The 12,809-nt window shown below is 31.8% G+C and carries 13 protein-coding genes; 12 read left to right on the top strand and 1 reads right to left on the bottom strand.

The annotated features are described in order from the left end of the window. Positions 1 to 79 precede the first annotated feature (79 nt). Positions 80 to 1,450 carry a saccharopine dehydrogenase family protein gene (locus AC28QF_RS04680; protein WP_488200531.1) on the bottom strand — a complete coding sequence of 457 codons (1,371 nt, stop codon included), beginning with the start codon at positions 1,448 to 1,450 and terminating at the stop codon, positions 80 to 82. A gap of 81 nt (positions 1,451 to 1,531) precedes the next feature. On the opposite strand from AC28QF_RS04680, the gene AC28QF_RS04685 reads away from it, so the two are divergent. From AC28QF_RS04685 to queA, 12 genes are all read left to right on the top strand, one after another. Then, positions 1,532 to 1,921: a DUF423 domain-containing protein gene (locus AC28QF_RS04685; protein ID WP_488200530.1), complete on the top strand. Its 390-nt coding sequence runs from the start codon at positions 1,532 to 1,534 to the stop codon at positions 1,919 to 1,921. An 80-nt stretch (positions 1,922 to 2,001) separates the two neighbouring features. Further along, positions 2,002 to 3,612: a phosphoenolpyruvate carboxykinase (ATP) gene (gene pckA, locus AC28QF_RS04690; RefSeq protein WP_488200529.1), complete on the top strand. Its 1,611-nt coding sequence runs from the start codon at positions 2,002 to 2,004 to the stop codon at positions 3,610 to 3,612. Between the two features lie 76 nt (positions 3,613 to 3,688). Next, on the top strand, positions 3,689 to 5,311 hold the full coding sequence (gene ade / locus AC28QF_RS04695) for an adenine deaminase (RefSeq protein ID WP_488200528.1): 1,623 nt from the start codon (positions 3,689 to 3,691) through the stop codon (positions 5,309 to 5,311). Between the two features lie 59 nt (positions 5,312 to 5,370). Next, on the top strand, positions 5,371 to 5,925 hold the full coding sequence (ruvC, locus tag AC28QF_RS04700; RefSeq protein ID WP_488200527.1) for a crossover junction endodeoxyribonuclease RuvC: 555 nt from the start codon (positions 5,371 to 5,373) through the stop codon (positions 5,923 to 5,925). Positions 5,926 to 5,931: 6 nt separating this feature from the next. After that, the gene (hemW, locus tag AC28QF_RS04705) at positions 5,932 to 7,110 is read left to right on the top strand and encodes a radical SAM family heme chaperone HemW (protein ID WP_488200526.1); all 1,179 of its coding nucleotides are present in this window, start codon (positions 5,932 to 5,934) and stop codon (positions 7,108 to 7,110) included. Between the two features lie 7 nt (positions 7,111 to 7,117). Continuing rightward, positions 7,118 to 7,867 carry a cyclase family protein gene (locus tag AC28QF_RS04710; protein WP_488200525.1) on the top strand — a complete coding sequence of 250 codons (750 nt, stop codon included), beginning with the start codon at positions 7,118 to 7,120 and terminating at the stop codon, positions 7,865 to 7,867. Between the two features lie 343 nt (positions 7,868 to 8,210). Further along, positions 8,211 to 9,422 (top strand): MDR family MFS transporter, encoded by a 1,212-nt coding sequence (locus AC28QF_RS04715; RefSeq protein WP_488200524.1) that lies wholly within the window; start codon positions 8,211 to 8,213, stop codon positions 9,420 to 9,422. Next, positions 9,419 to 9,796 (top strand): VOC family protein, encoded by a 378-nt coding sequence (locus tag AC28QF_RS04720; RefSeq protein WP_488200523.1) that lies wholly within the window; start codon positions 9,419 to 9,421, stop codon positions 9,794 to 9,796. The genes AC28QF_RS04715 and AC28QF_RS04720 overlap by 4 nt, the downstream gene beginning before the upstream one ends. Before the next feature lie 45 nt (positions 9,797 to 9,841). After that, positions 9,842 to 10,168 carry a nucleotide pyrophosphohydrolase gene (locus tag AC28QF_RS04725; protein WP_488200522.1) on the top strand — a complete coding sequence of 109 codons (327 nt, stop codon included), beginning with the start codon at positions 9,842 to 9,844 and terminating at the stop codon, positions 10,166 to 10,168. Then, positions 10,169 to 10,417 carry a hypothetical protein gene (locus tag AC28QF_RS04730; RefSeq protein ID WP_488200521.1) on the top strand — a complete coding sequence of 83 codons (249 nt, stop codon included), beginning with the start codon at positions 10,169 to 10,171 and terminating at the stop codon, positions 10,415 to 10,417. A gap of 5 nt (positions 10,418 to 10,422) precedes the next feature. Continuing rightward, positions 10,423 to 11,655 carry a 3-phosphoshikimate 1-carboxyvinyltransferase gene (locus tag AC28QF_RS04735; protein WP_488200520.1) on the top strand — a complete coding sequence of 411 codons (1,233 nt, stop codon included), beginning with the start codon at positions 10,423 to 10,425 and terminating at the stop codon, positions 11,653 to 11,655. Positions 11,656 to 11,719: 64 nt separating this feature from the next. Then, on the top strand, positions 11,720 to 12,769 hold the full coding sequence (gene queA / locus AC28QF_RS04740) for a tRNA preQ1(34) S-adenosylmethionine ribosyltransferase-isomerase QueA (protein ID WP_488200519.1): 1,050 nt from the start codon (positions 11,720 to 11,722) through the stop codon (positions 12,767 to 12,769). The last annotated feature ends 40 nt before the right edge of the window (positions 12,770 to 12,809 follow it).

Below are 12,809 nucleotides of genomic sequence, written 5' to 3' on the forward strand. Positions count from 1 at the left end.
TAATGATATGACGAATTTTAATTCGCCATATCAATAGTTAGCTAAGTTATTAGAAAATAAATACAGTATAAAGTTTAATTTACCCCTTTATAGTTTCTGGGTTGTAGCCTAAATAGGGTACTTTTTTCTCTACAAAAGTAATTCCGTATTCCTCTAGTTCTTTTAAAATAGGCGCATACACTTCTTTTGTAATAGGTAGCTGAACACCAGGAGTTGTAATGTCACCATTTAAAATACGTAGAGTAGCCATTGCTACAGGTAAACCAACAGTTTTTGCCATTGCAGTATAAGTTTGGTCATCACCTTTAATAACCATACTACTTTCTATTTGATGTTTTTCATTGTTAAGTTCGTACCCAAATTTATGATGCATTACAATCATATCTTTATCAGTAGCTTCAAGAGTCCATTTTTCTGATAATATTTCTTGTAATATTTGGGCAGGAGTAGCATTTGTAAGACTTATTTTTTTATCAGCATTAAAAATATCTAACTCTAAAAATTTATCCCACATAATATCATCTTGATCTATTTTTAGATAAGAACGGAATTTTAACTCAACAGAATCTGTAGGAGAATACGCTAAAAATAAATTAGTAAAATCGCGGTAGCTTAAATTTTTAGAATCTTCAATAGTGTAAGAGTCATCTGTCATACCTAACTGAACAAATACATTCCAAGCTCTAGAAAAACCAACTTTTCTAATCGTACCTCTATACATTGTTGGCACGTTTTCTAAATTATAAATACTTCTATATTTTAAAGAATCTCGATTTGCATAGCCTTCAAATTTCCCGTAACCATCAATATTTAAAAATTCGGTTCTTCTAAAAAGTTTGTGATAAGGTATGTATTTATAGGTGTTTTCTTGAATAAACATAGCAGCGCCTCCTTGTCCTGCTAATACTACGTTTCTTGGGTTCCATGTAAACTTATAGTTCCATAAGTTGGTGTCACTTTCAGGAGCAACCAATCCACCAGTAAAAGATTCGAAAAGTAACATTTCAGCACCTTCATCATGAATTTTATCAATTATTTGCATTGCGCTCATATGGTCAATCCCAGGATCTAAACCGATCTCATTCATAAACACTAATCCTTTTGCTTTAACCTCGGTATCTAAAGCTTTCATTTCATCAGAAACATACGAAGCTGTAACCATGTGTTTATTGTGAGTAACACAATCTTTTGCTACTTCGATATGAAAACGAGCAGGAAGCATAGAGATAACAATGTCGGCATTTTTAATAGCATCAACACGTTGTGCTGCATTAAAAACATCTAATACAACGGCCGTTGCATTTTTATGGTTGTTAATTTGGTTTTTAGCATTTTCTATAGAAACATCACCAATAGTTATATGTAGGTTTTCTTGTGTAGATTTATCTAATAAATATCTTATAAGAGATGAACAAGATCTACCAGCGCCAATAATTAATATTTTTCTCATTTATAATGTACTTTTGTTGTCTTAAAAATTTAAAAGCACAATATCGCTAAAAAAGTTTAATTTTAAACAAAAACAACGTAAATGTATAAAAATTTAACAATAGCATCCGTATTAGGAGGTATCGCAGTAATTTTAGGAGCTTTTGGTGCGCACGCATTAAAAGCAACATTAGGCGCAGAAGCAATGCAAAGCTTTGAAACAGCAGTAAGATATCAGTTTATTCATGTTTTATTATTACTGTTTATAAATATGTTTAAGGATTTTACATTAAAACAGAAAAACACTATTAGTTTATTTTTAATTGGTGGAATATTGCTTTTTTCAGGCTCAATTTACGCAATATACTTATTAGAAGTGCCCGCAAAATCAATTTGGTTTGCAACTCCGTTAGGAGGAGTTATGCTAATTATAGGTTGGTCTTTGATGGTTTTTCATTTCTTAAAAAAAAAGTTATTAATCAATAATAGTTGATAAAACTTTTCAATGACTAATGATTTTAATCAAAAAGTTCTATTTTTGTGAGAAATTAAACACAACTAAATTAATTTAAGATGACAAATATTGATAAGAAAACGATATCATTAGATAACTTAGGTATTAAGGACGCTACGATTCGTTATCAATTAACTTCAGACGAATTACAAGATATTACTATAGAAAAAGAACAAGGTGTAAACACAAGTTTTGGAGCATTAGCTGTTGAAACAGGAGAGTTTACAGGTCGTTCACCAATGGATCGTTTTATCGTTAAAGACGATATTACAAAAGATGAAATTTGGTGGGGAGATATAAACATACCTTTCGATTCTGCTAAATTCGATAAACTTTACGATAAAGTAACTAGCTACCTTTCTAATAAAGAGGTTTTTGTGCGTGATAGCTATGCATGTGCAGATGAGGATTATAAGTTAAATATTAGAGTTGTAAACGAATATCCTTGGAGTAACATGTTTGCATATAACATGTTTTTACGCCCAACTGAAGAAGAATTAAAAGATTTTTCTCCAGAATGGACAGTAGTTAATGCACCAGGTTTTATGGCAGATCCAGCAGTTGACGGAACACGTCAGCACAACTTTGCTATTTTAAACTTCGAGAGAAAGATTGCTTTAATAGGAGGAACTGGTTATACTGGTGAAATCAAAAAAGGAATTTTCTCTGCTTTAAACTTTATCTTACCAGTATTTAAAAATACCTTACCAATGCACTGTTCTGCAAACGTTGGTGAAAAAGGTGATACGGCTATTTTCTTCGGATTATCAGGTACAGGAAAAACAACTTTATCTACAGACCCAAACCGTAGTTTGATTGGTGATGATGAACATGGTTGGACTTCTGAAAACACTGTTTTTAATTTTGAAGGAGGTTGTTACGCAAAAGTAATCGACTTATCTAAAGATAAAGAACCAGAAATTCATGCAGCCATTAAAAGAGGAGCAATCCTAGAAAACGTTGCAATGGATGCTGAAGGAAATGTAGATTTTCATGATACATCAATTACACAAAATACACGTGTAAGTTACCCAATACATCATATCGAAAATATTCAAACACCATCAACAGGAAAAAATCCTAAAAATATATTTTTCTTAACGGCAGATGCTTTCGGAGTATTGCCTCCAATATCTAGGTTAACGCCAGGGCAAGCAGCATATCACTTTATTTCTGGTTATACAGCTAAAGTTGCAGGTACAGAAGCAGGTGTTACAGAGCCATTACCAAGTTTTTCAGCTTGTTTCGGTGCACCATTTATGCCGTTACATCCAACTCGTTATGCAGAAATGTTAAGCGAAAAAATGAAAGCATCAGATGTAAATGTTTGGTTGGTAAATACTGGATGGACAGCAGGTCCTTACGGGATTGGTCACAGAATGAAATTAAAGTATACGCGTGCTATGATTAATGCAGCATTAAGCGGAGCTTTAGGAGATGTAAACGAAGAAAATTATCACACACATTCAGTATTTGGTTTAGCACAGCCAAGACAGTGTCCAGGAGTACCTTCTGAAATGTTAAGCCAAAGAAAAGCTTGGGATAATGATGAAGAGTATTATAAAACAGCACACAAATTAGCAGATTCATTTAGAGAAAACTTTAAGAAATTTGAAGAAAATGCAAATGCTGAAATTTTAGCAGGTGGACCACCAAATGTTAAAAAATAAATAATTAAAAGCATCCGAAAGGATGCTTTTTTTATGCGTAAATACTACCTATTTTTGTAGCTTTAAAACTAATAGCATGATTGTACAAGGAAATATAGTTGACATACAAAATAAACGAATCTATAAAGGAGAGGTTGAGGTTGAAAACGGAAAAATAATAGCAGTAAGAGAGGTAAATCATGCTGTAGAGAATTATATTATTCCTGGTTTTGTAGATGCTCATATTCATATTGAAAGTTCAATGTTAGTGCCTTCAGAATTTGCTAAAATAGCAGTTGTTCATGGTACGGTTGCAACTGTTTCTGATCCGCATGAAATAGCAAATGTTTTAGGGGTAAAGGGAGTCGATTTTATGATTGAAAACGGAAAGAAAGTTCCGTTGAAGTTTAATTTTGGAGCACCAAGTTGTGTGCCTGCAACTTCTTTTGAGAGTGCAGGAGCAATTATCGATTCTGAAGATATTAAATTGATGCTAGAAAATCCTGATATCAAGTATTTAGCAGAAATGATGAATTATCCTGGAGTTTTGTTTGATGATGAAGAGGTTTTAAAAAAGATTCAACATGCAAAAAATAATAACAAACCTATTGATGGTCATGCGCCAGGTTTAAGAGGCGATGATGTTACTAAATATATATCGGCAGGAATTTCTACCGACCACGAATGCTTTACTTATGATGAGGCTTTAGAGAAACTTCAGAAAGGAATGAAAGTAATTATTCGTGAAGGAAGTGCTGCGAAAAATTTCGAAGCATTGATTGATTTATTACCTGAGCATTTCGAAAATATGATGTTTTGTTCTGATGATAAGCATCCGGATGATTTATTATTAGGTCATTTAAATGAGTTATGTGAGCGTGCAGTAGCAAAAGGCATTGATGTTTTTAAAGTTTTACAGGCAGCTTGTATAAATCCTGTAAAACACTATAATTTAGATGTTGGTTTGTTAGAACAAGGAGATGACGCAGATTTTATCGTAGTTAAAGATTTAATGAGTTTTAATGTTTTACAAACATATATTAATGGAGAGTTGGTTGCTGAAAACGGAAAATCGTTTGTAAAGTCAGTTCCTTTTAAAGTGTTGAATAATTTTAATACAGATAAAAAGGAAGTAGCTGATTTTGAGTTTAAATCTGCTGCTGCAAAAATTAGAGTTATTGAAGCGTTAGATGGTGAATTGGTAACGAATGAAGTTAAAGCGGATGCTTTGATAAAAGAGGGTAATTTAGTTTCTAACACAGAAACAGATGTGTTAAAAATGACGGTTGTGAATCGTTATAAAAATGCTGAGCCATCAATCGCATTTATAAAGAAATTCGGATTAAAAGAAGGGGCAATTGCTAGTTCAGTAGGGCATGATTCTCATAATATTATAGCAGTCGGAGTTTCTGACGAAGCTATTTGCAAAGCCGTAAATTTATTGATAGCAAATAAAGGAGGAGTTTGTGCCGTTTCAGCATCCGAAGAAAAAATAGTTTCATTGCCTGTAGCAGGAATCATGTCTGATAAGTCAGCTGAAGAAATAGGTAAAGCGTATGCTGAATTAGATGCAATGGCAAAACAAATGGGAAGTAAATTACGAGCACCATATATGAGTTTATCTTTTATGGCATTGTTGGTAATACCAGCGTTAAAATTATCTGATAAAGGATTGTTTGACGGAAATACATTTAAGTTTACTTCTTTAGAAGTTCAGTAAAATACTACTTAATAAAATCATTATTTAGTTGATTAGTTTAGCTTTATAGAAATTAAAATTTGAAGACAGAAAAAATTATTTTAGGAATTGATCCCGGAACTTCTATTATGGGATTCGGAATTATAAAAGTGGTGGGAAAGAAAATGGAATTCGTTCAGATGAATGAATTGATGTTAAAAAAATATGACGACCATTATATAAAACTAAAATTAATTTTTGAGCGTACAATTGAATTAATAGATACGTATCACCCAGATGAAGTTGCTTTAGAAGCTCCTTTTTTTGGTAAAAACGTACAGTCGATGCTAAAGTTAGGACGTGCGCAAGGGGTTGCTATGGCAGCAGCATTGTCACGTGAAATACCAGTAACAGAGTATGCTCCTTTAAAAATAAAAATGGCAATAACAGGTAATGGAAAATCAAGTAAAGAGCAAGTCGCGTTAATGCTAAAATCGTTATTAAATTTAAAAACATTACCTAAAAATTTAGATGCAACCGATGGTTTAGCGGCAGCAGTTTGCCATCATTACAATTCAGGAAGAGTTGTTGGGGGTAAAAATTATACAGGTTGGGCAAGTTTTGTGAAGCAGAATGAAAAAAGAGTTAAAAAGTAATTTAATTTGGCAGGAATCTATCTACACATACCGTTTTGTAAGCAAGCATGTTTTTATTGCGATTTCCACTTCTCAACATCTTTAAAAAAGAAAGATGATTTGGTTTTATGCATGTTAAAAGAGCTTGAAATACGGAAAGAAGAATTATCAAACGAAAGGATAGAAACTATTTATTTCGGAGGAGGAACTCCTTCTTTATTATCAAAAGAAGAAATAGAAATTTTATTAAATGCGATTCATCAGAATTATACCGTAATTGAAAACCCAGAGATTACTTTAGAAGCGAATCCAGATGATTTATCTGAAGCTAAAATTTTAGAATTAGCAAAATCACCAATTAATAGATTAAGTATTGGCGTGCAATCTTTTTTTGAAGAAGATTTAAAAAGCATGAATCGCGCACATAATTCAAAAGAAGCAAAAGAATGCTTATCTATGGCGACCTGCCATTTTGATAATATTACGGTCGATTTAATTTATGGTGTTCCGAATATGAGTAATGAACGCTGGAAAGAGAACTTACAAATAGCGTTCGATTTTGGCGTGAATCATATTTCAAGCTACGCATTAACGGTTGAGCCAAAAACAGTGTTGGATAGCTTTGTTAAAAACGGAAAATACCCTGCACCTGATGAAACTGAAGCAAAAGAACATTTTGATATTTTAGTAGCAGAAACTGCCAGAAGCGGGTTTATACATTACGAAATTTCAAATTTCGGAAAAGCGGATTACTTTTCGAAACACAATACAAGTTATTGGTTGGGTAAAAAATATATAGGTATCGGTCCGTCTGCGCATTCGTTTAGTAAAACGCATCGTAGTTGGAATATAGCAAATAACACAAAATATGTAAAAGAACTTCAAGAGGGAAACCTACCAAACGAAAGTGAAGAACTAACAAAAGAAGATCAATTTAATGAATACTTAATGACTGGTTTGCGAACTATTTGGGGAGTATCATTAAATAAGATTGATGAAGATTTTAAAGAGCAATTACTAACCTCGTCCAAAAAGTTTATAGATGAAGGTTTGCTTGTCATTGAGAGAGAAACGAAGCAATCTGTAGGTTTTAATCAGATTACCTCGTCGTTATCTCCTCGTAATGACGACAGGGTATTAAAAACAACCCCAAAGGGAAAATTTTTAGCTGATGGTTTGGCATCAGAATTATTTATAATTAAATGATAAAAACATGATTGCAGAGATAACTTACAATTCAGAAAAACATAAAATAGATTTATCAAAACCCTTAGATATTTCTATTTCAATAGATGTTTTAAAAGAAAATATCAATGCATGGTATGTTGGTGAACCTGAAATTAAGCCAGTAAAAGAAGGTGATTGGGTAGGTAGTGTTTCTAAAGGAGCAGATGTTAATTTTAACAATATTTCTTTTAACCCGCATGCGCATATAACACATACCGAGTGTGTTGGGCATATTACAAAACAAGTACATTCTGTAAATAAAAATTTAAACAAATTCTTTTTTTTAGCTGAGGTAATAACAATTATACCTAAGGAGTTAGAAAACGGAGATTTTGTAATAACAAAAAAACAATTAGAAATAGCTTTAAAAGGTAAAGGTAGAGAAGCAGTTGTAATTAGAACTCTGCCAAATTCAGATAAAAAAACGACGGCACGATATTCAAATACAAATCCGCCCTATGTATTAGAAGCTGCCGCTGCTTATTTAAAAGAAATAGGAGTGAAGCATTTATTAATTGATTTACCTTCGGTAGATAAAGAAAAAGATGAAGGGAAATTATTAGCTCACAATGCTTTTTGGAATACTGCGAATGAAATTCGTTTTGATGCAACGATCACAGAATTTATCTATGTAAAAGAATCAATAAAAGACGGAGCATATTTTTTAAATTTAATGGTTGCTCCTTTTGAAAATGATGCAACTCCAAGCAAACCTATTTTATATGAGGTAATTTAATTAGATTGGTCATTGCGAGGAATGAAGGAATCTTAGCAGTTTATATACTAAGTAGTATATAAAATTTATAGTTAATTTATTTAGAATCAGTATGAAATAAGATTTTAAAATAACGTTTTGTAAAACCTATTTATTTTTTTTATAATTTTACAATTCAATTAAATAATAAAATGACAAATTTTTATACATACAAGCAATGTAAATGGACCGTGAGATACGGAACATGTTGGGCTATTTATGTATTATGATTATTTAAGTATAAAATATATCAATTATAAAAAGTCCGACTTCACAGTCGGACTTTTTATTTTTAAGAGTACCAAAAACTACTAAACCAAATATTATGAAAAAATTATACTTTAATTATATCGAGACATTTAAAGGGCTCTCTACCGAAGTTTGGTGGCTTGCTTTAATTACCTTAATAAATAGAGCAGGTACGATGGTAATTCCGTTCTTATCGTTGTATTTGACTAAAAATTTAGATTTTAGCTTAAAAGATGTAGGTTGGATTATGAGTTGCTTTGGTCTTGGGTCAGTTTTTGGATCTTGGCTAGGAGGAAAACTAACAGACCAAATAGGATCTTATAAAGTAATGAAGACTAGTTTGTTTTTAACCGGTTTACTTTTTTTAGCCTTACAGTTTGTAACTACATTTTACGGCTTTTGTATTGGTATTTTTCTAGTAATGTTAGTAGCCGATACTTTTAGACCCGCAATGTTTGTTGCTTTAAGTGCTTATAGTAAGCCAGAAAATAAAACGCGTTCGGTTACTTTAATTCGTTTGGCAATTAACTTAGGTTTTTCTGCAGGACCAGCGGTTGGAGGAATCATTATAACCACTTTAAGTTATAGCGGATTGTTTTGGGTTGATGGTGTTACATGTATTTTAGCAACATTATTACTTGTAAAAGTATTGAATCCTAAAAAGGCAAAAGTTTTAGATGAAATGAAGGTTGATAATCCTGTTTCGGTATTTTCTGACAAGGCATTTTGGGTGTTTTTTGTAGCGATGTTTATTTTCGGATTTGTGTTTTTACAATATTTTTCAACCATACCATTATATTATAAAGATACACATCATTTATCAGAATTAGAAATTGGTTTGTTAATGGGAATGAATGGTTTTTTAATTTTCTTATTAGAAATGCCATTAATTAAATGGTTAGAAGAAAGTAAATATTCAAAAGAACGCTTAATGTTTGTTGGATTATTCTTAACAGGAATAAGTTTTTTAGTGTTAAATCTAACAGGTTGGACAGGTATTTTAATTGTAGGAATGTTATTTATGACGATTGGTGAAATGATTGCTTTTCCGTTTTCGAATGCCTTCGTAATGGAGAGAGCTAAAAAAGGAAATCAAGGAGAATACATGGCATATTATAGCATTGCTTTTTCTTTGGCTCATATTTTCGGACACAATTCAGGAATGCAAATGGTAGCTGCTTTAGGTTTTGATAAAACATGGTGGGTCATTACTTTTATGTCGGTAATAGGATTGTTTTTCTTGTTGATGTTGAGTAACGTTGTAAGTAAAGAAAAGACAAACGCATGAATTTAAATCAAGTTACAATTCCGTCTTTAAATGTAGAAGAATCTACAAAATTTTATATAAAATTAGGCTTACATCTTATTGTAGATGCAAGTCCTAAATATGTTCGTTTTCAAGTTCCTGATGGAGTTGCTACTTTTTCTATTCACAAAGTAGCAGATTTACCAAAAGGGAATGGCGTAAATGTGTATTTTGAAGATGAAAACATAGATAAGTTAGTTAATAATCTTCAAGAAAAAGGAATCGTTTTTACGCAATTGCCAAAAGATGAAATATGGTTATGGAGAGAAGCTCATTTGTTAGATCTAGATGGGAATAAGATTATTTTGTTTAAAGCAGGAAAGAATAGAAAAAATCCGCCTTGGCGAATTAATTAGCCCAAAAGAAATATTTATATTTGAATTTTAAATTCTGAAGTAAAAATGAATATACAAGACGCTCAAAAAGAAGTTGACAATTGGATTAAAAATCATGGAGTTCGTTATTTTAACGAGTTAACAAACATGGCGCAATTAACGGAAGAAGTAGGAGAGGTAGCAAGAATTATTGCACGCCGTTATGGAGAACAAAGTGAAAAAGAGAGTGATAAAAATAAAGACTTAGGTGAAGAATTAGCAGATGTACTATTTGTGGTGTTGTGTTTGGCAAATCAAACAGGTATAAATCTTCAGGAGGCTTTCGATAAAAAGTTAGATATAAAAACAAAACGTGATCACGATCGTCATCACAACAACGAAAAATTAAAATAGATGAGTCTTATTAAAAATATACAAAAAGGATCTTTTTGGATTAATGTACTTAAAGTAGGTGTTCCTTTTTTAGTGGTTGTAGCAATATTTTCATTATTAGTAAATAGTGGAGAAGCTTTATTTTCTGCGGATTTTGAAACTGTACATACTATTAATTTTTCAGAAGGAAAATGGAAACGTTTTTGGTTAACTAAAGTAACCGTTAGTATTTTTTACGCCATATATGTGGTAAATAAAAGAACAAAATAGTTTTTATGAATTTACATCTAGCGACTAATAAAGCTTCAGAAATCAATACAGAAGTAACTATTTCGGGTTCAAAAAGTGAATCTAACAGGTTATTAATTTTACAACAATTATATCCGGATATTGTTATTCAGAATTTATCAGACTCTGATGACACACACCATTTACAAGAGGCGTTGTCGTCAGAAAATGAAATTACAGATATTGGTCATGCAGGTACTGCAATGCGTTTTTTAACTGCTTTTTTTGCAAGTAAAAAAGGTGCTGTAAAAACTTTGCAAGGATCCGACAGAATGCATAATCGACCGATTAAAATTCTCGTAAATGCATTACGCGATTTAGGTGCCGATATTGAGTATTTAGAAGAAGACGGATATCCGCCAATAAAAATTATAGGAAAAGAATTATTGATAGCTAAAGTTGTTATTGATGGCAATGTAAGTAGTCAGTATATTTCTGCCTTAATGTTAATTGCACCAAGTTTAAAAAACGGATTAACAATTGAATTGAAAGGAGATATTACTTCCATTCCGTATATAAAAATGACATTAACTTTGTTACATCAAATAGGTGTTTCTGCAAAGTTTGAGGACAATGTTATTACCATTAAACACCAAATTAAAGTTTCAACTCATAATATCGTAGTAGAATCAGATTGGAGTTCTGCTTCTTATTTTTATTCGTTAATAGCGTTGGGTAAAATAGGAGCATCAGTTAAATTATCGGCCTATAAAAAAGATAGTTTACAAGGAGATAGTTGCCTGGCTAGGATTTATAATCATTTTGGAGTTGTAACAACGTTTAAAGAAAATACCATTATTTTAACTAAAGTAGCAGTACATAATACAGCTATCTTAAATGAAGATTTAAAAAATGCGCCAGATATTGCTCAGACGATTACAGTAACTTGTTTTGGGTTAGGAATTGCTTGTGATTTATCAGGATTACATACCTTAAAAATAAAAGAAACCGATCGATTAGAAGCTTTAAAAGCAGAATTAACTAAGTTAGGAGCAAATATTAGTATAACTAATCATAGTTTGCATTTAAAGGTTGCAAATAGCATCAATAAAAATATAAATATTGCAACTTATAACGATCATAGAATGGCAATGGCATTTGCGCCTTTAGCATTAAAAGTACCAATTGTTATTTTAGATGCCAAAGTGGTAACAAAATCATACTGTAATTTTTGGGAAGACATGCAACAAGTGGGAATTGAAACGATTAAAGGAAAATAAAAGGTGAATCACTTGACAAGGCCTATGTCCAAATCGTATATTTGCACTTACGAAAAAAAGATTTATGAAGTTATCGAATTTTAGTTTTGAATTACCAGATGAATTATTAGCAGAATATCCATCAGAGCATAGAGATGAAGCACGTTTAATGGTGTTGCATAGAGATACTCAAAAAATTGAGCATAAATTATTTAAAGATTTAATCAATTATTTTGATGAAGGAGATGTAATGATGCTAAACAATACAAAGGTTTTTCCTGCTCGTATGTACGGGAATAAAGAAAAAACTGGGGCACGTATTGAAGTATTTTTATTACGTGAATTAAATGCTGAAAATCGTTTGTGGGATGTATTAGTAGATCCAGCAAGAAAGATTAGAATCGGAAACAAATTGTTTTTTGGTGATGATGAAAGTTTAGTTGCTGAGGTTATTGATAATACAACATCTCGTGGTAGAACATTACGTTTCTTATACGACGGTCCTTACGAAGAGTTTAGAGAAAAGTTAGTAAAGTTAGGCGAAACACCATTGCCTAAATATATAAAGCGTGAAGTAGAAGCTTCGGATGAAGACCGTTACCAAACAATTTACGCAAAACATGAAGGAGCTGTAGCAGCACCAGCAGCAGGTTTGCATTTTTCTAAACACTTAATGAAGCGTCTAGAAATTAAAGGAATTGAGTTTGCAGAAATTACGTTGCATGTAGGTTTAGGTACTTTTAATCCGGTTGAAGTAGAAGATTTATCAAAACATAAAATGGATTCTGAAAAGATTAATGTAACGCAAGCCACTGCAGGTATGGTAAACGAAGCCTTAGCTAAAAAGAAAAGAGTTTGTGCTGTTGGTACTACTGTAATGAGAGCAACAGAATCTGCAATTACATCTAAAGGTAAATTAAAAGAGTTTGAAGGTTGGACAAATAAATTTATTTTTCCTCCGTTTGATTTTAGTGTTGCAAACTGCATGATTACAAACTTTCATACACCAAAATCAACATTAATGATGAATGTTTCTGCTTTTGCAGGACACGATTTTATGATGGAAGCATATCAAGAAGCAATTAAAGAAAAATATAAATTTCACTCGTACGGAGATGCGATGTTGATTTTATAGTACTATAGATTTAAATGAATTATAAAACCTCACAAGATTA

It is taken from the genome of Tenacibaculum sp. M1.3A, assembly GCF_057732375.1.

Excerpts from the sequence above, each read along its gene's own strand:
- ade (WP_488200528.1), top strand. The coding sequence starts at position 3,689 with ATGATTGTACAAGGAAATATAGTTGACATACAAAATAAACGAATCTAT.
- pckA (WP_488200529.1), top strand. The coding sequence starts at position 2,002 with ATGACAAATATTGATAAGAAAACGATATCATTAGATAACTTAGGTATT.
- queA (WP_488200519.1), top strand. The coding sequence starts at position 11,720 with ATGAAGTTATCGAATTTTAGTTTTGAATTACCAGATGAATTATTAGCA.
- AC28QF_RS04730 (WP_488200521.1), top strand. The coding sequence starts at position 10,169 with ATGAGTCTTATTAAAAATATACAAAAAGGATCTTTTTGGATTAATGTA.
- AC28QF_RS04720 (WP_488200523.1), top strand. The coding sequence starts at position 9,419 with ATGAATTTAAATCAAGTTACAATTCCGTCTTTAAATGTAGAAGAATCT.
- AC28QF_RS04725 (WP_488200522.1), top strand. The coding sequence starts at position 9,842 with ATGAATATACAAGACGCTCAAAAAGAAGTTGACAATTGGATTAAAAAT.
- AC28QF_RS04710 (WP_488200525.1), top strand. The coding sequence starts at position 7,118 with ATGATTGCAGAGATAACTTACAATTCAGAAAAACATAAAATAGATTTA.
- AC28QF_RS04680 (WP_488200531.1), bottom strand. The coding sequence starts at position 1,450 with ATGAGAAAAATATTAATTATTGGCGCTGGTAGATCTTGTTCATCTCTT.
- AC28QF_RS04735 (WP_488200520.1), top strand. The coding sequence starts at position 10,423 with ATGAATTTACATCTAGCGACTAATAAAGCTTCAGAAATCAATACAGAA.
- AC28QF_RS04715 (WP_488200524.1), top strand. The coding sequence starts at position 8,211 with ATGAAAAAATTATACTTTAATTATATCGAGACATTTAAAGGGCTCTCT.
- AC28QF_RS04685 (WP_488200530.1), top strand. The coding sequence starts at position 1,532 with ATGTATAAAAATTTAACAATAGCATCCGTATTAGGAGGTATCGCAGTA.